The sequence below is a fragment of the Paenibacillus xanthanilyticus genome, assembly GCF_042682185.1.
Lineage (GTDB): Bacteria > Bacillota > Bacilli > Paenibacillales > Paenibacillaceae > Paenibacillus_Z > Paenibacillus_Z xanthanilyticus.
This window is the reverse complement of record NZ_JBHUHA010000001.1, coordinates 976,358-996,316: the sequence shown is the minus strand read 5'-3', so window position 1 is coordinate 996,316 and position 19,959 is coordinate 976,358. Positions and strand designations below refer to the sequence as shown.

The following is a 19,959-nucleotide window of genomic DNA, read 5'->3' as shown; positions in this document are numbered from 1 at the left end:
GCTCACCAAGCATCAAGCCTGCGCTTGATGCCGGTGAGCCGTTGCTCGTTCATTGTGGGGAGGAGGCGAAAAGCTAAGACTTGCTGCGCTGTTCGATCGACTTGCGCATGGCCGCGCCCAAGATTTTGGCCAAGGTCGCGCGCGGCAGGACGCGTCCGAGCAGCGCCGTGAAATAATTGTTCGCGCCGTCGATGACGAAGCCCTTGTTCGTCGATAATGCGCGGAGCGCGGTATGGACGACCTGAGCTGGCATGCGCTTGGATTTGGTCTCGACCTCGCTCGCGGTGCGGAAGAAATTCGTATCCGTCGGGCCCGGACAGAGCGCGAGTACGCGAACGCCCTGATGCCGGTATTCTTCCCACAGTGACTCGGTGAACGACAGGACGAACGCCTTCGTTCCGCTGTAGACGGAGCAATAGGGGAACGGCATGAAGGAGAGGAGGGATGCGACGTTGATGATCGCGCCCGATCTGCGCGCCGCCATGTCGGCGAGGAACAAATGCGTCATCTCCATTAGCGCATTGACGTTCAACATGATTTGTTCGCGATACGCATCGATCGGGTGATTCAGAAATTCGCCGCTAAGCCCGAATCCCGCGTTATTGACGAGAAGATCGATTCGAAGGCCGAGCTGCGCGGCTTCTGTATGAAGGCGAAGCGCTGCGCCGGGCAGACTCAGGTCGGCCGCGATGACGTGCGTCTTCACGCCGTGCTGGGCCGATATTTCCGCTGCCAACCGCTCTAATTTGTCTTGGGAGCGCGCGACCAAGACGAGGTCGTACCCCCGCTTGGCGAGCTGCAGGGCGAATTGCTCCCCGATACCCGAAGACGCGCCTGTAATTAATGCCGTAGTAGACACGATGATTTCATCCTTCCAAACTGATCTGGCTGCCATCCCTGGCAGAATGGCTTAAGTATAGCGTGAATCAGGCAACATGCGCCAATGGTTTTCGACAATTTTCACGGATTTTCGATTGTCGCATGCCGGACTTCGGTTTTTGCCCTTGTCTTTCGCCACAAACAGAAGGCGCGCCCCGTGTAGGGACGCGCCTTGTACTTTCGGATATGCTTTTGCCTAATTACGCAAACTAATTGAACATCCACACATTAAATCGCGCTGCCGCCGAACACGAAGCGGTGTTCCCAATGCGTGCCGGCCACTTTGCTGATCGTCACGCCGCCGGATTGCTTGGAATAGGTATGCAGCACTTTGCCGCCCCCGAGATAGATGCCGACGTGCGTAATGCGCTGAGCGGATTTATTGATACCGGCGTAGGCCGATTTGCTTGTGCCTTTATAGCTCATGAAGAACATCAGGTCGCCCGGTTTCAGGCTGCTCCAGTTGGTCGTGGTGCCGCCTTTGTTCTTGACATACGTCGCCTGGCTTCTCGAATCGGCCGGCAGCTTCACGCCGGTCGCGTCCAAGAAGGCTTGCCGCACGAAGTCGGAGCAATCGAACGTGCTTGTATTATAACGGCTGGAGCCGTTCTCGTACGGCGTTCCCATATATTTCATGCCGGCATTGATCACGCTCTGCGCGGTCGCCGCCGAAGCAGCGTGCGCGGTCGTGCCCAGCGTTGGCGTTACGACTGCGATCATGGTCATACTAGCTACAGTTGCGGCAATCATTAGTTTCTTCATCGATTAATTCCTCCTTAAGGTTGGCCGGCTAGGTTAGTTGTCGGATGGACTTAAGGAGCCCTTCCTGCGCCGATATCGGGCTTCATCCCGAGCAGCGCGACTCCTGAAAGGTTGGGCCTGATCAGGTTAACATGATGTCGATTAGGAAGTATAGCTATACATTTTGGCAACAACGGTCTTGTCCTTCGCATACGGCCGGAATGGCGTGCCGACGTTTGGCCCAGACAGCGTACCATGATCCCAAAGGTAGAATACACCCATAAATTATGGGAATAAGTGTGCTTACCTTATATAGCCCGGTTAAAAATCAGGGAACGACACAGATAAAACGAGCGGAACCACAGGTTTAAAACGGGTTTATTGGGGATAAATGGATCAATAGGAGGTGACGCTATGTTACCTATGGAAGCGGAAACGATGGGGATGCTGACGATTGGATTTTGGACGGTCATGTCCGCGATGTTTATCGTCGTCTTCCTCCTGCTTTTGCGAGACCGCAGACTCGAGATGCTCTGGATTTTGGCGCATCTGATCATGCTCGCGCTGGCCGTGCAATGCTATTTGAGAGCGATCGGCAACCGGGTTCATCCCATTATGGCTTCCGAAAGCAATTCGTGGTGGCTGGGGATCGGCGGCGTGCTCTGGGCAGTCAGCATGTTCTTGCTGCTTGGCGGCATCGTCAGTCTCGCGACCGTCAGCATTCATGCCGAGCTTGCGCTTGAAGCGAACGAGAAAGAGGGACGGCCGCGTTAACGGTCGTCCCTCTTCTATTAAAATAAGTTCATGAGTGCAGTCGTGCTTTTTCAGGCATGAACGACGAGATTGCGTCCGCCCGACTTCGCGGCACGAAGGGATTTCTGCGCGGCATGGAACAAATCCGCTGGACCGCTTAACGCCGAAGGCAGGGTCGTCGCAACGCCGATGCTTACCGTGACGTATTCGTTGGAACCGCCTTGGCTGCGCGGAATTTGCATCCCGAGTACGCCTTGCCGGATTTGTTCCGCCAGCGCGACGGTCTGTTCGGTCTCGCGACCGCTAAAGAGCACCGTGAACGTGCCGCCCTCATAGCGGGCGATGACCATCTCTTCGTCCGAACCGGCGCAGGCGCGGAGCACGTCCGCGATCCATTGGATGCAGGTGTCGCCGCCTTGAAGACCGAACAGCGCATTGTAGGTCTTGAAGCCATCGATATCAATAATCAGAACGGATACGGAATGCCCGTTGGTTCGTCCGAGGTCCCAAGCTTGGAGCAGCCGATTTTCGAAGAACCGGCGGTTGGGCATTTCGGTCAGCGCGTCCGTCTCGATAATGCTCTGCAGCTGTCTGGCCGTATCGCGATAGAGGGCATCGTCTTCGGCGCCCTTTTTCTGTTCGACTTGCCGCGCGATAGCCAGGATTGAAGGTTTGCCGTTGTAGATGACCTGCGCCATGGACGTCTCGAGCAAATATTCCGCGCCGAAGCATTCGACCGTCATCTTCACGGTCGAGACGAGCGTACGGCTTAGCGATCCGTCCTTCACCTGGGCCGCCAGCTGCGACTCCTTGCGCAGGAGAGACAGGACGCGACGGCCGATGAGGTCCTCGGCTTGCGCCGCTTTGACGAGCTCGGCGGCCTGCTGGTTCGCGTAGACGATCTTGCCATCGGTGACGGCGAAGAAGGCGACGGGCGAATATTCCATTAGCTGGAGGTACCGCTTCTCATTGTCCCGCACGGCCTGGAGATGCTGCTCGGCGAGCTCCTCGGCTTGCCGGAGCTGGGTTTGCGTACGTTTAAAAATGATGGCTTTCAGCTCGGGCAGCAGACGCAGCTCGGTGTCCAGCCAAGGGGCGGAGCTTGAATCCACGGTCTGCAGCCACTTCTCGAACGATTTGCGCGGAGATATGCGCTGCCCGTCTTCCGCCTGAATGACCGCTTTGGCGGGATCGCCCGCCCATTCCACCGTATGCACGATCTCCGGACGGAACCAGAGGATGAAGTCGCGATGCTCCCCGGACAAGGCCAAATAAAGCATGCCGGAGGCGTTCGCTTTATACCCCGCGGCAGGGGGGAACTCGAGAGGCAGTCTCGACGTATGGTAAGCGTGATCGACGGCTTGCTCCTTGGCCCAGGCCGCTAGCTCGATGACTTGCTGCGCCGACGGCGAATCGCCATAGAGGGCCAAATGATTATTGAAACTAACCGCCGCTCCCGTCGCGCTCATGAGCGCGAGAAGGGCGGACTGCTCCTGCTCCAGCTGCTCCATGATCCGGGCGGGCGTCGGTTCGCCGATGAAGATGGACGCGATCCGGGTGGAGAGCGATTTGAGCCGCAGCTCCGCCTCGTAGTTATCCAGCTGCTGCCGCTGATACAGCTCGCGCGAGAAGAACTCGCCGAGGAAATTGCACAAATTGCGAACGCGATGCGGGACGTATTTCTTCGTTTCGTGATGGCACGTAATGAGTCCCCACAGCTCGTTGTTATGAATGAGCGAGATCGTCACCGTCGCGCCTACGCCCATATTTTGCAGGTATTCGATATGCATCGGAGATACGCTGCGCAGGGTGGATAAGCTTAAGTTAAGCGGCTGGCCATTGTCCGGGCGAAGGGCGGGGACGAGGTCGACAGGCTCGTAGTGAACGTCCACGATCGTCCGCAGCCAATTGCGCAAATACAGCGCCCGCGCCTGCTTCGGGATATCCGAGGCGGGGTACTGATGACCGAGGAAAGGCTCCATGTGAGCTGCTTTGGCTTCCGCGATGACCTTACCGTTCCAAGCCGCGTCGAATTCGTAAATCATGACCCGGTCATATCCCAGCATCAGCTTGATTTGCTCGGCCGCGATCCGACTGGCTTCCACACGATTGTCCGCTTGCTTCAACTGGCCAAAGAATGTCTGAATCCATTCGAAATCGTTCGGACTGCCCGCCTCATCGGGCTGAGACGGCTCCAGCTCCAGAATGAGCAGTCCGTCGCTCTCATGCAGGATGCCGCAGAAGGAGCGCTCGATATAGTCGGCCGGCAAGCGCACATCCATATAGCGCAGTTTATAAGGATCGCCCGCCGCGCGGGCAGCCTCGGCCGCGATCATCGCGGTCTGGGCTTCGCCGAGCAGCGAGAGCAGCGGACGATTGAGCAATTCCTCGGGCCGAACGCCGAGATGCTCGCTTGCGTTGCGGCTGCATTGGAGGATGCGGAACTCAGGCGCCGGGCTGAACGCAAGCAGCACGCCGTGCGGTTGGATGCGTCCCGGGATATGGATGGGCTCTTTCTCGCAATTCGTCAGGTCGACCGGTACGTTGAGCGCATATTCGCCATCGGTCAGGAGTTCGCGGTTCAGTAGTTCTTTGTTTCGTTTGGGGGATGCATCGGTCATGTCTTCGTCCTCCGTTCGCGGTAGGCGACGTGAAAATACGCGGTAATTGCCGCTATTCGGCTACCGTCTATGTTATTGCTGGATCCAACGATCTAGAAGGCGAAACGTGTCCGTTGCGGTCTGAACGATCCGTGCCTCGGAAGAAGCGCCGCCACGTTCCGTTACCGATTCGAGCAGGCCGCGGAATTCGCCCCATCTGGCGCGGACGTCTTCGCCGTAGCTGTTGAAGTAACGCCCGTTGGTATCGGGATGAACCGGCAGGAATTTTGCGAACTGGCGCATGATCACTTGTCCGCCGAGCGTCGAGCCTTCCAGTACATACATATAGCCAAGCGCACCTTCGAAATCGGCGACATCCGGCAGCTCCTCGCAGCGCGGGAGCGCTTCGATATCGGCTTCAGATAGGCCCAACTGACGCAGATCGCTTGCGATCAAGTCTGCCTTCGTCCGCTCGGTGAAGCGAAAATCGTTCGCTTCCCATTCCGGCCTGGAAGCGATCTTCCGTTCGATCGGCTCTACGAATCCATAGAATTTGGCCAAATAGGCCTGATAGCCGTCCATTGTCAGCGACTGGTCCATAATGCCCTTGGCATACGGATTTTGTTCAATTTGTTTATGGAAGGTCGCGGTATGCTCCCTTAGCTGATTCAGCACGTTCATCGTCAACTAATGCTCCCTTTTTCTATATTCGCGCACGGGCATTTCTCGTCGAATGGGTGTATGCAAAGGCATGAAATCTTTCAGAATCCTTACCAATCATAACATAATAAGGACGGACACACGTCCTGGATGAGGAATAATTCATTTTCGGCGCAGGTGTATGCAGCCCATGACGCGGGATGCGGAATCGGCCGTCCTCCGTTATAATCATCGTGGGGAGGAGATGCGCGAGTGACGATTTCCTTAAGGGGCCATCACCTGTTATGCCTGCTCGGCTATAGAGGGATGGGGTATTCGGCGGAATACGTGAAGAACATGACGAACGTATATCGGCGGCTGCTGCGCGAGCCGGAGACGGAATGTCTGATCGTGGAAGGACCGGATCAGCTGTGCGCTTGTTTTCCCGCCGACGGGGATTATCATTGCGAGAGCCGTACCGTCGGGGAGCGCGACGCATTGATCCTAGCCACGCTCGGTGTTGCGGTCGGTCAGCGTCTGGCTTGGTCGGAGATATTGGCGCGCGTCGCGGCATCCGTAAAGCCGGAAGACTTGAACCGAATTTGCGCGACTTGTCCTTGGCTCGGCTATGGCGTATGTCAGGAAGGTGTAAGGCTGGTCGTCAGCGGACAGCCGCTGCCGGCGGTTTGAGTATACGGCATGTACACACCGCCGCGCAGTTTCATTAATCACAACAGCGATTGGTACAACATAACAGGAAGCTATTCGTCTCATTTGCGATTTAGCTGATGGAGAAGCATTTGCCCGACGAATATTCGGAAGGCCGATTGTTAGGCGCGCAGTTTGCGAGCGCGTCGTTCGGTTGGTGATTCTAGAAAGAGAAACGGAAATGCGACGCAACAGGGGAAGAGCGAATGACAAAAGAGAGCTTTTATTTTCAAGCCCAGGCAGCAGGGCGGATCATAAAAGCTTTTTTTCATGCCGCAAAATTTGTCGTTCTCCTTGGAAAGTCCATTTACGGTGAGAATCATTATCATTTAAAATCTTTAAATGAAAATGATTATCATTATTAATTGAGAGGGGTATTATCATCCTATGATTCGCAACGTACTCACGAACGGTATTCTAGCAGCAGCCGTGCTTCTCGCGCCGGCTTCGGCCGTATTCCAGCACACGGCGTCCGCCGCGGGGGCGGCATCGACAATCCGCGTCACACTCGACGGGGAGGCCGTCGCCTTGAACGGTTCGCCGCAAGTTATGAACGGGACGACACTCGTTCCTTATAGCAGCATCGTGAAGGCGCTTGGCGGCAAGGCGGATTGGAACGCCTCGACCAAGACGGTAACGGCTGCCTATGCAGGCACGAAAGTGAAGCTGACCGTCGGTTCCAAGACCGCTTACGTGAACGATGTACGTACGGAGCTGGATACCGCGCCGCGGTCGGATGGCGGCAGAACGCTGGTCCCGGTACGTCTCATCTCCGAGGCGTTCGGCAAATGGGTGACCTATAGTAAGGCATCGAGCACCGTCGCGATTAAGAGCACGCTCACCGTCACGACGAGTACAGGCGCGTTCACGCTGAAGCAGAAGCCGAAGCGGATCGTCACGCTGTCGTCCTCCGATACGGAGATCATCTACGCGCTCGGCGGTTCGGTCGTCGGTCGCTCCACGGCGCTTGGTCCGGTGATTCCGGCGGCGGCGGCATCCGTGCCGGAAATCGGCAGCACGCACAGCATTCAATTCGAGAAGCTGGCCTCGCTCAAGCCGGACCTTGTCATCGCGAACCCGTCGCTGAAGGCGCAGCAAGCGACGATCGAATCCCTTGGCGCGCAGGTCATGTTCCATTCGCACAACAGCTATTCCGATATTCAAGCTTCGATCCGTCTGTATGGCGAGATTCTCGGTGCATCGGCCAAGGCGGACCAGCTTATCTCGGGCATGAATGCCCGGATCATGGGACTCTCCAAGCCGAAAGAGGCGCCGAAGACGCTGGTCGTATACGGAGCGCCGGGCAGCTTCGTCGTGGCGCTGCCGACCAGCTATCCGGGCAACTTCCTGGAGCTGGCGGGCGGCAAGAACGCGGCGGCATCGTTCCCGAAGATGGACAAAATGCCGCAATACGCCGAGCTTAGCTTGGAGCGAATCGTGGGGGCGAATCCGGACCTGATACTCCTGATTACGCACGGCGACGCGGCAGAGGTGAAGGCGAGCTTCAAGAAACAGTTCGAATCGAACCCGGCTTGGAAGAGCCTAAACGCGGTCAAGAACGAGCAGTTCGAAGTATTGCCGTCCGATCTGTTCGCGGCGAACCCGGGACTGCGCGCGCCGCAAGCGATCGAGACGATCAACAAATTGCTGCTGCAGGTGAAATAGGAGGATGTCGGCGGTCGTATCCAACACTCCGGCTGGCGTGAGACGGGCACGGCCCGCCCAAGCCTTGAAGCATGGCTTTATTATTGGCTTCAGTCTTATTCTGCTTGTCCTTGCCGTTCTCTATGGTTTAATGTCGGGAGCAATCTCGATTCCTTCGCGCGATGTATGGACCGCGCTTACGACAAGCGGCGAGTCGGAAGCGCGGCAGATTGTCTGGAATCTTCGGCTGCCCCGCGTGCTGACCGGCCTGCTCGCCGGCATGTGTCTGGCGCTGTCCGGCGCATTCCTGCAAGGCGTGTTTCGCAATCCGCTTGCCGATCCCGGCATAATCGGGGTTTCTTCCGGGGGTGGCTTGGCGGCTGTCGTTATCATGATTTTGTTCCCGGAGCAAATCGGCTATTTGCCGATATCCGCTTTCTTCGGCGCCTTGGCCGCCGCGGCCCTTGTCTATGCGCTGGCATGGAAGGGCGGCGCGTCGCCGATACGCCTCATTCTGGCCGGCGTCGCGGTCAACGCGCTGCTCGGCGCGGCGATGTCGAGCCTGATGATTCTGAACAGCGAGAAGGTGCAGGCCGTCCTGCCTTGGATGTCCGGCAGCCTGAACGGGCGCAGTTGGCCGCATTTCGATGCGCTGCTGCCATATGGCCTCATTGGGATGCTGGCGTCGATCTTCTTGGTGAAACAGGCGAATTTGCTCGTCCTCGGCGATGATGCGGCCAAGGTGCTTGGCGGCCGGGTCGAGCTCAGCAGGTTGGTCATCATCCTGCTCTCCGCGCTGCTGGCGGGAGCGGCGATCAGCATCGTAGGCATGGTCGGCTTCGTCGGTCTTGTCGTGCCGCATGTCGTGCGGATGGTGGCCGGCAATGATTATTGGATTTTGCTGCCCGTCTCCGCGATCGGCGGCGGGGCCCTCGTTATCGCGGCAGACACGGCTGCGCGCAGCTGGTTTGACCCCATCGAATTCCCTGTCGGCATCCTGCTGGCGCTGCTCGGGGCGCCGTTCTTCCTTTATTTGCTGCGAAAGGGCGTGCAACAGTGAACGAGACGCTAATTGCCGAAGATTTGGCCTTCAGATTCGGAGACGTACCCGTCGTGGACGGCATCTCGCTGACGGCGGCCAAAGGAGAGTGGCTCGGCATCGTCGGGCCTAACGGCTCCGGGAAATCAACGATGCTGCGCATGCTGGCCCGCTTGATCGTACCCGAGCGCGGCAGCGTTAGGCTCGATGGCGACGATGTGCGCGGTATGAACACGAAATCGCTGGCCCGGCGAATGACGATGCTGGCTCAAGCCAATGATCCCGGGCTCGACATGACGGTACGGGAGCTGGTCCGCCGCGGCCGGCACCCGCATTTGAAGTGGTACGAAGAATGCAGAGGCTCGCACGAAGAGGTTGTCGACTGGGCGCTCGCGGCGACGAAGACGGAACAGCTGCAGCATCGCAAGCTGGGGCAGCTATCCGGCGGCGAGCGGCAGCGGGCTTGGTTGGCCATGAGCATGGCGCAGACGCCGGAGCTGCTGCTGCTCGACGAGCCGACGACCTATCTGGATATCGCCCATCAGCTTGAGCTGATGGAGCTGATCCGCAAGCTGAACAAGGAGCGCGGCGTCACGGTGCTCATGGTTATACACGATCTGAATCAGGCTGCTCGATATTGCGATCGCATCATGGCCGTCAAGGACGGTCGGATTGCGGCTCTGGGAACGCCTGTCGAAGTATTCCGTCCGGACTTCTTCCGGAACGTGTTCGGTGTCGAGGCGAAGATCTACGACGATGCCGGCGTTCCCGTGTTTATGCCGAGCTGCATCGCGGCCGCCTCGGAGTAGCGAAGGCAAGCGGCCAAGTGGAATCGTGTGGTTCATTTAGATACAATATGAAGGAGGACGCGTTCATGCCTGGAGTTCCGCTTTCGACGGAATTGGTAAGGGAATTTGTAGGCGCCGCTCATGGCAATTTGCCGGCGGTGCAGGCGCTGCTGCAGAAGGAGCCGGGGCTGCTTCACGCGACGATGAATTGGGGCGGCGACGATTGGGAGAGCGCCTTGGGCGCGGCTGCCCACGTTGGCCGGCGGGATATCGCGGAATGGCTGCTGGCGCAAGGCGCGCGTATGGATATCTTCGCGGCTGCGATGCTTGGGGAGCTCGACATCGTGAAGTCCATGATCGAGAAGTTTCCCATGATGGCGCATGCCCGCGGACCGCATGGCATCTCGCTGAAGCAGCATGCCCTGATGGGCGGAGAGCGGGCGAAGGATGTCGCGGCCTATTTGAAGTCATTCGAACATAACGAGCAAGGGAGCGAGAGAATCGTGATTCTAGTGGAGAACCGGATTGAAGTGCGCAAGGGATACGGCGAAGCGATACTGGAGCGTTTCCGCACGCCGAAGAACGTGCATACGTTCCCGGGTTTTATCCGGATGGACGTGCTGCACGCGGAGAATGCGGACGGCAACGAAGAGATTCGGGTATGCACGACGTGGGAGAACGAGGCAGCCTTCCAAGGCTGGGCGAACAGTGATTCCTTCCGCGGCGCGCACGCCAAGCGCGCCGAGCAGGCGAACGCGCAAGGACAAGCGCAGCCGCACGGTCAAGGACATGGCCACGGCGGGCGTCACGGCGAGGCGGAAGGGGCCGAGTCGGCGAGTCCGATTATCGGCAACAAAGTGACGATCTACCAAGTCGTCGCGTCGCATCTTCCGGCGCCGGCGCAAGCGGCATCGGAAGCGTAACGATCTGATAATGAAGCAAGCCCCGCAGGCGGAATGCGTTCCGCTAGCGGGGCTTTTGGCTTTATCCGCAACGTTATTACGGCTCCTCGCGAAGCAAACGAATGGCGGATTGGAGCAGCCTGGCGATGCGAGTCTGCTTCTCGTCGGGCATCCGTCCCTGTACCGCGGCGGCGATCCGCTCGAAGTTGTCGATCACGTGATCGGCGCTCATGCCGCGCTTTTGGAGCAAATTGTTCAACCAGAGGGCGTAATCCGTGAACACCTTGTCGTCCCTCAGCGCGAGCGACGTCTCCAGATAGCGGCAATGATGCTCGTTATCTTCGATGCATTTTCGCTTGCCGGCTTCGCCGTATTTGTCCATCAGCTCGGGGTAGGCTTCGTAGATCCCGGCCGTTACTTCTCGAATGATGGCGTCGTACATCCGGATGTCGGGCTGTCCATTCATTGCGCCACCACCTTATATTTGCTGAAAGCAGGAATAATGCCGGCAAGCTCGGGATCGGGATATTGCCGCTCCAGCGCTTGGATGCGCTTGTATGCCTCCCCGGTTATACAGGCCATATAATCCGCCTTGGTCGCCCATTCCATATGCACCGTCAATTCGCCCGGCTTCTGTTCATTCTGCAGGAGCAGGAATTTGACGAAGCCCGGCGCTTCGTCGACGATCTTGGATCGATTTTGGTAGATGGTGATGACCTCGTCCGCCTTGTGCAAAGGGACATCGAATGTGGTATGCACGATATACATAAATGACTCCCTCCATCGTTTGGCAAGTAGTTTCATGGTACAAGCGGCGTGCGCGCAGCGTCAAGCAGGGGCGCGACCAGCGTTTGAAATGAACAAGCGCATGGATGACGAAGAGAAGAGAGACGGCTTTCGCAATCTTGCGCTTCCATCCCGCCGAACGTACATAAGTTCGCTTTTGGAGGTATAATGGGAAGGGAGGTGAGACGAAGATGCGAACAAGCAATAGAAGCGGGCTGGACGGCCGGGGGCGGGATAAGCTCGCGGCGGGAAGGCCGGCGTCCGATCAACAGTGGGAAGCGATTATCGCGTGCGATAACGCAAGCAATGGCGCGTTCATCTATGCCGTGACGACAACGCGCATCTTCTGCCGGCCGTCCTGCAAATCCAGGGAACCGAAGCGCGACCACGTGGTTGTATTCGACAGCGCCCGGGATGCCGCCGGCGCGGGCTTCCGGGCATGCAAGCGCTGCAAGCCGACTGGCGATCGTCTGCCCGACCAAGAATGGGTCCATCAAATAACCGATTACATCGATACGCATCTGCAGGAGGATTTGTCGCTCGAGTCGCTCTCGCAAATTTGCCACGGCAGCGTCTTCCATATGCATCGCACGTTCAAGCGTCTGCAAGGGGAGACGCCGGTCCAATATATTCAGCATCGCCGGATTGCCGAAGCGAGCAGCTTGCTGGCGCGTTCCGGGCTTGGCATCGCGGAGGTGGCGGCCAAGGTCGGATTACCGAACGTGCCGTATTTCACGACGCTGTTCAAGCGGAAGACCGGCATGACGCCGGCCGAATTCCGGACGACGGCGATGAAGAATGGCGAACAAGATAAAGGAAAGGATGATGGCGATGCAAGTCAAGTCAACCCCAATCCGGTGGACGCAGATCGTCGTTGAGCCGGGAGCGTTCCTTCTTGCGGCAGATCCGTCGGGTTTGTGCTACGTCGGCTCGCCCGGCGCTTCCTTCGAGGAGCTGGAACGCGGGCTTAATCGGGCAATCCCGAGCGGCTACACCCTGGTTAAGGACGAGGCCGCGATGGCTCCGCATGCAGAGCAAGTCATCGCTTATTTGAATGGGGAACAGGGGAATTTCACCCTATCATTCGACTTCATGGGCACGCCGTTCCAGCGGACGGTATGGCAGGCGCTGATGGAGATCCCATACGGGGAGACGTGCACGTATACGGAAATCGCGCAGCGCATCGGACGTCCGGACGCGGTCCGCGCCGTCGGGACCGCCATCGGCGCCAATCCGGTGCTGATCGGCATCCCTTGCCATCGCGTCATCGGCAAGAACGGGGCGCTGACCGGTTATCGCGGAGGGCTCGCGATGAAACGCCATCTCCTTGAACTGGAGCGGCGCATGCCGACGAATGGCGGCAGCCGATGATGAGGGCCGTTGCGACGAAGGCCTTCGACTACGGCGAGGCCGAGCTGACGCATTTGATGCGGGTAGACCCGCTGTTGGGGGAGGCGATCGCGCGGATCGGACGCATCGAACGTACGATTATCCCGGATCCGTTCGCCGCGCTCGCACATGCGGTCGTCGGCCAGCTGATCTCCGTCAAGGCGGCGGATGCGATCTGGCTGCGGATGCAGCAGCGAGTGGGCGAGATGACGCCCGGCCGCGTGGCGGAGCTTCCCATCGAAGCGCTTCGCGAATGCGGCGTGACGATGCGCAAGGCGGAGGCGATTCAAGGGATAGCCTGCGCTGCGCTTGACGGCAAACTCGACTTAAGCGGTCTGAACGACCGATCGGACGACGAGGTCATTGCATTGTTAACGGCATTAAAGGGAATCGGACGCTGGACGGCTGAGATGCTGCTCATCGGCTCGCTCGAACGCCCGGACGTCGTCAGCTGGGGCGACATCGCGATCCGGCGCGGGATGATGACGCTCTATGGGCAACCCGACTTGACGAAGGCTCAATTCGATGAGTACCGCGCGCGTTACTCGCCGTACGGTTCGGTCGCCTCGATCTATTTGTGGGCAATCGCGAGCGTCCCGAGCACGCGCAGCAGGAACAAGGAGCCAGAGGCATGATCGCCAATAGTTGGATCCGCCAACATCGAACCGCAGGCGACGAAGACCGATACCGCCAGTGCGCGGCATGAAGGGAAATACCGGCTGCGATATTTCCTGGGCAACCGCATAACTCGACGGAATACGAGGCATTCCCGTCCTTCGATGTCAAATGAAGCGGCCTGTTCCGCCTGACCGAGCCGCTCCCGAGGCAATATCCGCGGGGGCTATTTCTGCTGGCCATTCTGGCGTGTATCCATTCTATCGGCAGATTGGAATAGGCATCTCTGGTCATTCCCTTCCATTCTCGCAACCCGGGTGTGCTAGATTGGCGCCAATCGGTTTAATTACAACTATGAAATCGAGGGAGCGTAAGCCCGTAGAAAGGATGGTTGTGTATGACAAGAAGGCAAATTCTCGCTATGGATGCCGACAGCAGCCGTAGTCATGCAATCCGTTTCATTGATTTATTGAAAAAAGGCAATACGTCGTCCGCCACGGCCGCCATCGGCAATACCGGCATCGCGATTGTCAAAGGCATCGCGGCCGTCATGACTGGCAGTGGCGCCATGTTCGCGTCGACGATGCACTCGATCGCCGACGCGGTGAATCAGGCCTTCGTCTTCACGGGCAGTGTATTGGCCGAGAAGAAGGCAACGAAGCGATTCCCGGCCGGCTTCGGGAGGGTCATCAACTTGTTCTGCATGGTCGCCGTCATCGTCGTGACGGTCATGGCGTACGAGACGATTCGCGAAGGGTTCCATCTGTTGGCCCATCCGGTCGAATCGCAAGGCTTCTGGCTCAACATGGCCGTCCTACTCTTATCGATCGGCGTAGACGGGTACGTCTTGATGAAGGCCATGAAAGAGATCGTACATGAAGCGCGCGTCGAAGCGAAGGGCATGGCGGTGATGACACAGGCGTTCCGCAATGTCGGACGAGCCGCGCCGCCGACGCGACTCGTATTCTATGAAGATTTGGTCGCGACGACGGGCGCGCTGCTGGCTCTGATCGCCGTCATCGTGACGTCGTTGACCAGCTTCGCGCTGCTGGACGGCATCTCGACGATTCTGATCGGCTTGCTCATGATCGGCGTCGCGTTCCGCGTCGGCTTTGACAATATGGTCGGCCTCATCGGCGTATCGGCTCCGCCGGACGTGGAAGATAAGGTCGCCCGTATCATTTTCTCGAACCCGCACGTGACCGATATTTTTCAGATGAGGATCCTGCAGGAAGGCCGGTATTACCACGTCGAAGGGTTGATCGAACTCCAGCCGGGATTGACGCTCGCCGACGCGGACGACATCAAGTTCAAAGTGAGGGACAGCCTGCTGAAGGACTTCGACATCGCTGATGTCACCCTTGGCATCATCGAAGATAACGGCGTGAAGAACTGGAACCCCAACGCGGCTAAAGTTTGACCGCCTTCGGATCGGGAACGGACTGCGCGAGCGGTCCGTTTTGCTGTTGGGGCGAACAGGCGTTACGGCAGTCGCGCAGCAGACATTCTATGACGGCGGCGCTATAATAGAGAGACAGATTTCGCCAAGGGGGGACCCGCGTTGTCATTGATAGGAGAAGAGAGAAAAGACTATATTCTGAACAAGCTGAATCTAGAGGGTAAAGTCAAGTCGTTCGAGCTCGTCGAAGCGCTGCAAGTCTCCTCCGAGACGGTCCGCCGTTACTTGGAGGAGCTGGAAGCGGAGAAGAAGCTGAAGCGGGTCTACGGGGGCGCCATCAAGATCAACGCATTCGGCGAAGAACCGGCGCAGCTGAGCCGCGAGGTGATGTATGCGGAGGAGAAGAAGCGGATCGGCAAAGCGGCGGCGTCGCTGGTCGAGGACAACGACGTGCTGTTCATCAGCGATGGCACGACTTCGCAGCAGATGATCCACTACCTGCTCAATAAGAAGAATCTTACGGTTCTGACCGTGTCGATTCCGGCAATGCATCTGCTCATGGATTATCGGAATAAAGAGCTGTTCGACGGAGACATCTATTTCATCGGCGGCAAGGTGAGCAGCAAGCACGCGCGCGTATTCGGACCGATCGCGGAGAAGATCGTCTCCATGTTCGTGGCGGACAAAGCGTTCCTCTCGATCGACGGCCTTACGCTTCAGAGCGGCATTACGGGGTTCGACGTGGAGAACGGCATGCTGATGGCGAGCATGATCGAGAACGCGAAGCAGACGGTCGTGTTGACCGACCATTCGAAAATCGGCAGCGCCCAGAAGTTCAAAATCGCGGATTACAAAGACATCGACATCATTATCAGCGATGCGGCGATACCGTCCGATTGGGAGAGCGAGCTTACGCGCCTGAACGTGGAGTGGATTCGCGCGGAGTAGCATTCGCGGCAGTCATGCCAATCCATACCTGACGAATCAAACCCTATAACGTATCGCAATCGACAGGTCCTAACAGGGCCTGTTTTTTTCGTGCGCTGCGAGATGCGGCTGGATTGGAACGAGCACCCGGCATGTTTGACGCATGAGCATAGGCGTGTATTAAAACACGAGAATGCGCCTTGCGGCGCTATGGTTGGCGTATAGTCCAACCGCCTTTGGCCATAGTAAAACGTGGAAACAATCCAATTGTGTACGCGAAGGAGAGGATAAGGATGACAAAGGTGAACACGGCCATTATTTACTACAGCTCGACCGGCACGAACTACCAGCTGGCGCAGTGGGCCGCGGAAGGCGCGAAGGAAGCGGGCGCGGAGGTGAAGGTGCTGAAGGTTCAGGAGACCGCGCCGCAGAGCGCGATTGACTCCAACCCGGCTTGGAAGGCGCATGTAGAGGCGGCCAAGGACGTCCCGGTCGTTCAGCTAGCCGATCTCGAATGGGCGGATGCGATTATTTTCAGCGTGCCGACCCGATTCGGCAACGTGCCGTCGCAGATGAAAGCATTCCTCGATACGACGGGCGGCCTGTGGTTCAACGGCAAGCTCGTCAACAAAGTCGTCAGCGCCATGAGCTCGGCTCAGAATGCGCATGGCGGGCAGGAGGCGACGATTCTGTCGTTATACACGACGATGTACCATTGGGGCGCCATCATTGCCGGTCCGGGCTACACCGATCCGGTGACGTTCAGCTCCGGCGGCAATCCGTATGGGACAAGCGTAACCGTCAACCAGGAAGGGAAAATGATCGAGGACGTACGCGCCGCGGTCATCCACCAGGCGAAGCGGACGGTCGATATCGCGGGCCGCGTGAAGCGGTAAGAACGGCTCGCCGCGATAGCGCGATGATCGAATACCTAATAGGAAGCCCGAACGTGCATGAGGCATGTTCGGGCTTTTGACATTCGCGGAACTGAAGCTGTTATAGAACAATAATAATAAAACACAAAACAGTATTGCAACAGTTGTGAATCAGTTATATAATAACAAACAACAGAGATGCTTGTTATACAACAGATTGGGCGGTGGAGGTGAATGAATGGATGGTCCGACCGATCTCGACTACGGCCCGGATGAGAAGCGGTGCGGCCATGAACAGGCGTTTGTCGAATGGTTCTTGAATATAGCGTTCGAAGATGGAGAAGAGGCTGCCGAATCGAATGCGCGGGATGACAAGACGGCGAAGCCTGAACGCGCCGAACCCGACTTGAGACAGCGGGCAGCCATGTAACGAAGAAGATTGACCACACTGTAGCGATAAGGGGATGCTTGCACATGACGAACAATCAACCATTTCGGATCTTGGAGACGATCGAAATTTGCTTCTCTTGCGGAGAACGGATGCCCGTGAACAGCTTGGAGGCTGTTGAACGGCTGCCCCAAAGCGAGTTGATTTGCTCGGCTTGTTCGGAAGCGAGCGGCAAATCGAGCGCCCATTATTATATGATGCAATATTATTACCGTTTCGCGGACTGATCTCCCGACTGTGGCGATGATGCGGTACCAGCCCCCAATGAAGCAGCCTTCGGGATGCTGGCGTTGGGGGTTGTTCGGTTTGGGGGTTGTGCTGCTTATTTCAAATGCCTGCCCGCTGTTATATAATAGTCCCAATATTTGATCAACAGCGGATCGAAAGGGCGGATGGGATGAGTTCCCCGGAGTTCTCCACGAAACACGAGCAAATTATCCAATACATCGCCGAACTGTCGGTCGGCTCGCGGATCTCCGTCCGCAAAGTCGCGCAGGAGCTTGACGTCAGCGAGGGAACGGCCTACCGGGCGATCAAGGACGCCGAGAACCGGGGCATCGTCAGCACGAAGGAACGCGCCGGCACATTCCGCATCGAACAGAAGCAGCCGATCGAGATCGACAAGCTGACGTTCGCGGAAATCGTCAACATCGTTGACGGCCAAGCGATGGGCGGACGAGCGGGATTGCATAAGGCGCTGAACAAATTCGTCATCGGCGCCATGCAGCTAGAGGCCATGGTCCGTTATATCGAACCGGGCAACCTGCTTATTGTGGGCAACCGGGAAAAGGCGCACGAGAGCGCGCTTCAGCTCGGAGCCGGCGTGCTGATCACGGGCGGGTTTCAAGCGGCGGACAGCGTCGTGGCATTGGCCGACGAACTGGGGCTTCCGATTATCGGCAGCGGCTACGATACCTTCACCGTCGCGACACTAATTAACCGCGCCATCTCGGATAAGATGATCAAGAAGCAGATCGCGCTGGTCGGCGACCTGCTGGAGGAGGAGCGGGAGCTGGCTTACTTGACCCGAGGCGATGCGGTGAACGATATGCTGCGCTTAATCGGCGACACGAATCACAACCGGTTCCCGGTCGTGGATGATGACATGCGTCCGGTCGGCGTAATCACGGCGAAAGATGTTATCGGGGCGGCTGGCGGCGATCCTATCGCGCGCTTCATGACGTCCAATCCCCATACGGTGACCTTGCATGCGACCGTCGCCGCGGCCGGACACCTGATGGTGTGGGAATCTCTGGAACTGCTGCCGGTCGTGGACGATGACGGTCGTCTCGCGGGCGTGATCAGCCGCAAGGACGTGCTGCGCTCCATGCAAAACATTCAGCTGCAGCCGCAATATGGCGAGACGCTGGAGGAACAAATCTGGTCCTCGTTCAAGGAGACGAAGGACGAGGCGGGCAGGAGCGCCTATGTCGGTACCGCCGCGGCGACGATGACGAACGCGGTCGGCAACCTATCGGACGGCATCCTGGCCAGTCTGATTAATCAAGTGGCCGCACGGGCGATCAGCGGCTTGCGTCGGGGCAATCTGCACATCGACAGCATGTCCGTCCATTATTTTCTGCCGATCGAGATTGACAGCAGCCTGAGACTGGCGCCGACTGTTGTAGAATCCAGCCGGCGCTTCTGCAAAGTGAGCGTGGAGGTGTATCTCGAGACGCGACTTGCAGCCCAAGCAATCGTAACGGCGCGTCTGTTCGAAACGTAGTTCGACTCGGAATCGCAAGCACGAAAGGAAGGGATGGCATGATTCGATATCCGTTACTGACAGCGGGGGCAACCATCGGCGTGACGGCACCGTCCTCCGGCGTGCAGCCGGAGCTGCATGGACTGGTCAAGCAAGCGTGCGCACGCCTGGAAGCGAAGGGCTACCGGCTTGTCGTCGGCGATACGGTCTGGACGCAGCGCAAGGCCAAATCCGCTCCAGCGGACGTTCGCGCGACCGAGTTGAACGCGATGCTGCAGGATGCGCGATTGTCGTTGATTTTTCCGCCTTGGGGCGGTGAGCTGCTGATCGAGGTTGTCGATCGGATCGACTACGAGGCGATTAAGCCCACATGGATCTTAGGCTATTCCGATACGAGCGTGCTGCTGCTGGCCGTGACGCTGATGACCGGTCTGGCCACGGCCCACGGCGCGAATCTTGTCGATGCCAGAGGGGAATACGCCGACGAGACGACCGGCATGTGGGAGACGGTACTCGCCACGCGCAGCGGGGAGTCGGTCCGTCAATTGTCTTCACCGTTGTATCAGCTGGCCTGGGATCATGATAATCCGACGCCGTGCGTCTTTCATCTTACGGAACCGACGCGCTGGAAGACGGTCGGCGGAGGAAGCATCCGAATGAGCGGAAGGCTGCTCGGCGGCTGCATCGACGTCATGCGCCACCTGATCGGTACGCCGTACGGGGATGTGAAGCGGTTCCGGGAGACGCATTTGAACGGGGAACCGCTCATCTGGTATTTGGAGAATTGCGAGCTGTCGACGGCGGATCTGCGGCGTTCGCTCGTGCAGATGAAGCTGGCGGGATGGTTCGATCATTGCGGCGGCCTGCTGTTTGGGCGAAGCGAAGCGAACCGACCGACCGAAGGATATACGGTCGAAGATCTCTACCTGGAGCTGGCCGAAGAGCTGGGCGTGCCGGTGTTGTACGACGTGGATTGCGGTCATGTTCCGCCGCAGATGACGTTCGTGAATGGGGCGCGGGCAGAGATCGAGGCGCAGGAAGGGAAAGCGGTCGTAACGCAGTTCTTCGAGGCTTGACGTCGGGAAATCGCGATTTTGGAAGAAAGGTCGCTCAACCGATCAT

Annotated in this window: 23 protein-coding genes and 1 pseudogene; 18 read left to right on the top strand and 6 right to left on the bottom strand. The window is 58.1% G+C overall.

Annotation, left to right across the window (positions count from 1 at the left end; genetic code table 11):
* Positions 1-73: 73 nt before the first annotated feature.
* Positions 74-859, bottom strand: a complete 786-nt coding sequence (locus ACFSKT_RS04265) for an SDR family NAD(P)-dependent oxidoreductase (protein WP_377720555.1) — start codon at positions 857-859, stop codon at positions 74-76.
* A 248-nt stretch (positions 860-1,107) separates the two neighbouring features.
* Positions 1,108-1,641, bottom strand: a complete 534-nt coding sequence (locus ACFSKT_RS04260; protein WP_377720554.1) for a C40 family peptidase — start codon at positions 1,639-1,641, stop codon at positions 1,108-1,110.
* A gap of 393 nt (positions 1,642-2,034) precedes the next feature.
* Between ACFSKT_RS04260 and ACFSKT_RS04255 the strand changes: the two genes are divergently transcribed.
* Positions 2,035-2,394, top strand: coding sequence for a hypothetical protein (locus tag ACFSKT_RS04255; protein WP_377720553.1), 360 nt, complete (start codon positions 2,035-2,037; stop codon positions 2,392-2,394).
* Positions 2,395-2,444: 50 nt separating this feature from the next.
* Here the strand turns inward: ACFSKT_RS04255 and ACFSKT_RS04250 are convergent, their stop codons facing one another.
* Positions 2,445-4,994 carry a diguanylate cyclase domain-containing protein gene (locus ACFSKT_RS04250; RefSeq protein WP_377720552.1) on the bottom strand — a complete coding sequence of 850 codons (2,550 nt, stop codon included), beginning with the start codon at positions 4,992-4,994 and terminating at the stop codon, positions 2,445-2,447.
* A 72-nt stretch (positions 4,995-5,066) separates the two neighbouring features.
* Positions 5,067-5,654, bottom strand: a complete 588-nt coding sequence (locus ACFSKT_RS04245; protein ID WP_377720551.1) for a biliverdin-producing heme oxygenase — start codon at positions 5,652-5,654, stop codon at positions 5,067-5,069.
* A 231-nt stretch (positions 5,655-5,885) separates the two neighbouring features.
* Between ACFSKT_RS04245 and ACFSKT_RS04240 the strand changes: the two genes are divergently transcribed.
* The 7 genes and pseudogenes from ACFSKT_RS04240 (at position 5,886) to ACFSKT_RS04210 (ending at position 10,714) form a co-directional block, all read left to right on the top strand.
* Positions 5,886-6,302, top strand: coding sequence for a DUF1284 domain-containing protein (locus ACFSKT_RS04240; protein ID WP_377720550.1), 417 nt, complete (start codon positions 5,886-5,888; stop codon positions 6,300-6,302).
* A gap of 224 nt (positions 6,303-6,526) precedes the next feature.
* Positions 6,527-6,685 (top strand): hypothetical protein, encoded by a 159-nt coding sequence (locus tag ACFSKT_RS04235; RefSeq protein WP_377720549.1) that lies wholly within the window; start codon positions 6,527-6,529, stop codon positions 6,683-6,685.
* A gap of 22 nt (positions 6,686-6,707) precedes the next feature.
* On the top strand, positions 6,708-7,985 hold the full coding sequence (locus ACFSKT_RS04230; protein WP_377720548.1) for an ABC transporter substrate-binding protein: 1,278 nt from the start codon (positions 6,708-6,710) through the stop codon (positions 7,983-7,985).
* A 4-nt stretch (positions 7,986-7,989) separates the two neighbouring features.
* Positions 7,990-9,024: a FecCD family ABC transporter permease gene (locus ACFSKT_RS04225; protein ID WP_377720547.1), complete on the top strand. Its 1,035-nt coding sequence runs from the start codon at positions 7,990-7,992 to the stop codon at positions 9,022-9,024.
* Positions 9,021-9,812 carry an ABC transporter ATP-binding protein gene (locus tag ACFSKT_RS04220; RefSeq protein WP_377720546.1) on the top strand — a complete coding sequence of 264 codons (792 nt, stop codon included), beginning with the start codon at positions 9,021-9,023 and terminating at the stop codon, positions 9,810-9,812. The genes ACFSKT_RS04225 and ACFSKT_RS04220 overlap by 4 nt, the downstream gene beginning before the upstream one ends.
* 65 nt (positions 9,813-9,877) lie before the next feature.
* A pseudogene (locus tag ACFSKT_RS04215) lies at positions 9,878-10,255 on the top strand (ankyrin repeat domain-containing protein); the annotation flags it as partial.
* Between the two features lie 39 nt (positions 10,256-10,294).
* Positions 10,295-10,714 (top strand): antibiotic biosynthesis monooxygenase, encoded by a 420-nt coding sequence (locus tag ACFSKT_RS04210; protein WP_377720648.1) that lies wholly within the window; start codon positions 10,295-10,297, stop codon positions 10,712-10,714.
* A 76-nt stretch (positions 10,715-10,790) separates the two neighbouring features.
* On the opposite strand, the gene ACFSKT_RS04205 is transcribed toward ACFSKT_RS04210, so the two are convergent.
* Entirely contained in the window at positions 10,791-11,159 is a 369-nt protein-coding gene (locus ACFSKT_RS04205; RefSeq protein ID WP_377720545.1) for a globin family protein, read from the bottom strand.
* A complete protein-coding gene (locus ACFSKT_RS04200; RefSeq protein WP_377720544.1) occupies positions 11,156-11,461 on the bottom strand; it encodes an antibiotic biosynthesis monooxygenase family protein in 306 nt (101 codons plus the stop codon). The genes ACFSKT_RS04205 and ACFSKT_RS04200 overlap by 4 nt, the downstream gene beginning before the upstream one ends.
* A gap of 209 nt (positions 11,462-11,670) precedes the next feature.
* On the opposite strand from ACFSKT_RS04200, the gene ACFSKT_RS04195 reads away from it, so the two are divergent.
* The 10 genes from ACFSKT_RS04195 (at position 11,671) to ACFSKT_RS04150 (ending at position 19,913) form a co-directional block, all read left to right on the top strand.
* The gene (locus tag ACFSKT_RS04195; RefSeq protein ID WP_377720543.1) at positions 11,671-12,357 is read left to right on the top strand and encodes a bifunctional transcriptional activator/DNA repair enzyme AdaA; all 687 of its coding nucleotides are present in this window, start codon (positions 11,671-11,673) and stop codon (positions 12,355-12,357) included.
* The gene (locus ACFSKT_RS04190; RefSeq protein WP_377720647.1) at positions 12,305-12,850 is read left to right on the top strand and encodes a methylated-DNA--[protein]-cysteine S-methyltransferase; all 546 of its coding nucleotides are present in this window, start codon (positions 12,305-12,307) and stop codon (positions 12,848-12,850) included. The genes ACFSKT_RS04195 and ACFSKT_RS04190 overlap by 53 nt, the downstream gene beginning before the upstream one ends.
* Complete coding sequence (locus tag ACFSKT_RS04185) at positions 12,847-13,503, top strand: DNA-3-methyladenine glycosylase family protein (protein WP_377720542.1); 657 nt, start codon at positions 12,847-12,849, stop codon at positions 13,501-13,503. The genes ACFSKT_RS04190 and ACFSKT_RS04185 overlap by 4 nt, the downstream gene beginning before the upstream one ends.
* Positions 13,504-13,904: 401 nt before the next feature.
* Entirely contained in the window at positions 13,905-14,903 is a 999-nt protein-coding gene (locus ACFSKT_RS04180; RefSeq protein WP_377720646.1) for a cation diffusion facilitator family transporter, read from the top strand.
* Positions 14,904-15,044: 141 nt separating this feature from the next.
* Positions 15,045-15,830, top strand: a complete 786-nt coding sequence (locus ACFSKT_RS04175; protein WP_377720541.1) for a DeoR/GlpR family DNA-binding transcription regulator — start codon at positions 15,045-15,047, stop codon at positions 15,828-15,830.
* Positions 15,831-16,102: 272 nt separating this feature from the next.
* A complete protein-coding gene (wrbA, locus tag ACFSKT_RS04170) occupies positions 16,103-16,705 on the top strand; it encodes an NAD(P)H:quinone oxidoreductase (protein WP_377720540.1) in 603 nt (200 codons plus the stop codon).
* Positions 16,706-16,922: 217 nt separating this feature from the next.
* A complete protein-coding gene (locus ACFSKT_RS04165) occupies positions 16,923-17,114 on the top strand; it encodes a hypothetical protein (protein ID WP_377720539.1) in 192 nt (63 codons plus the stop codon).
* A gap of 44 nt (positions 17,115-17,158) precedes the next feature.
* On the top strand, positions 17,159-17,359 hold the full coding sequence (locus ACFSKT_RS04160; RefSeq protein WP_377720538.1) for a hypothetical protein: 201 nt from the start codon (positions 17,159-17,161) through the stop codon (positions 17,357-17,359).
* A 170-nt stretch (positions 17,360-17,529) separates the two neighbouring features.
* Positions 17,530-18,858 (top strand): DRTGG domain-containing protein, encoded by a 1,329-nt coding sequence (locus ACFSKT_RS04155; RefSeq protein ID WP_377720537.1) that lies wholly within the window; start codon positions 17,530-17,532, stop codon positions 18,856-18,858.
* A 38-nt stretch (positions 18,859-18,896) separates the two neighbouring features.
* Positions 18,897-19,913, top strand: a complete 1,017-nt coding sequence (locus tag ACFSKT_RS04150) for a S66 family peptidase (RefSeq protein ID WP_377720536.1) — start codon at positions 18,897-18,899, stop codon at positions 19,911-19,913.
* The last annotated feature ends 46 nt before the right edge of the window (positions 19,914-19,959 follow it).

Excerpts from the sequence above, each read along its gene's own strand:
- ACFSKT_RS04230 (WP_377720548.1), top strand. The coding sequence starts at position 6,708 with ATGATTCGCAACGTACTCACGAACGGTATTCTAGCAGCAGCCGTGCTT.
- ACFSKT_RS04155 (WP_377720537.1), top strand. The coding sequence starts at position 17,530 with ATGAGTTCCCCGGAGTTCTCCACGAAACACGAGCAAATTATCCAATAC.
- ACFSKT_RS04185 (WP_377720542.1), top strand. The coding sequence starts at position 12,847 with ATGATGAGGGCCGTTGCGACGAAGGCCTTCGACTACGGCGAGGCCGAG.
- ACFSKT_RS04250 (WP_377720552.1), bottom strand. The coding sequence starts at position 4,994 with ATGACCGATGCATCCCCCAAACGAAACAAAGAACTACTGAACCGCGAA.
- wrbA (WP_377720540.1), top strand. The coding sequence starts at position 16,103 with ATGACAAAGGTGAACACGGCCATTATTTACTACAGCTCGACCGGCACG.
- ACFSKT_RS04225 (WP_377720547.1), top strand. The coding sequence starts at position 7,990 with ATGTCGGCGGTCGTATCCAACACTCCGGCTGGCGTGAGACGGGCACGG.
- ACFSKT_RS04160 (WP_377720538.1), top strand. The coding sequence starts at position 17,159 with ATGACGAACAATCAACCATTTCGGATCTTGGAGACGATCGAAATTTGC.
- ACFSKT_RS04200 (WP_377720544.1), bottom strand. The coding sequence starts at position 11,461 with ATGTATATCGTGCATACCACATTCGATGTCCCTTTGCACAAGGCGGAC.
- ACFSKT_RS04245 (WP_377720551.1), bottom strand. The coding sequence starts at position 5,654 with ATGAACGTGCTGAATCAGCTAAGGGAGCATACCGCGACCTTCCATAAA.
- ACFSKT_RS04165 (WP_377720539.1), top strand. The coding sequence starts at position 16,923 with ATGGATGGTCCGACCGATCTCGACTACGGCCCGGATGAGAAGCGGTGC.
- ACFSKT_RS04235 (WP_377720549.1), top strand. The coding sequence starts at position 6,527 with ATGACAAAAGAGAGCTTTTATTTTCAAGCCCAGGCAGCAGGGCGGATC.
- ACFSKT_RS04255 (WP_377720553.1), top strand. The coding sequence starts at position 2,035 with ATGTTACCTATGGAAGCGGAAACGATGGGGATGCTGACGATTGGATTT.
- ACFSKT_RS04260 (WP_377720554.1), bottom strand. The coding sequence starts at position 1,641 with ATGAAGAAACTAATGATTGCCGCAACTGTAGCTAGTATGACCATGATC.
- ACFSKT_RS04195 (WP_377720543.1), top strand. The coding sequence starts at position 11,671 with ATGCGAACAAGCAATAGAAGCGGGCTGGACGGCCGGGGGCGGGATAAG.
- ACFSKT_RS04205 (WP_377720545.1), bottom strand. The coding sequence starts at position 11,159 with ATGAATGGACAGCCCGACATCCGGATGTACGACGCCATCATTCGAGAA.
- ACFSKT_RS04190 (WP_377720647.1), top strand. The coding sequence starts at position 12,305 with ATGGCGATGCAAGTCAAGTCAACCCCAATCCGGTGGACGCAGATCGTC.
- ACFSKT_RS04150 (WP_377720536.1), top strand. The coding sequence starts at position 18,897 with ATGATTCGATATCCGTTACTGACAGCGGGGGCAACCATCGGCGTGACG.
- ACFSKT_RS04180 (WP_377720646.1), top strand. The coding sequence starts at position 13,905 with ATGGATGCCGACAGCAGCCGTAGTCATGCAATCCGTTTCATTGATTTA.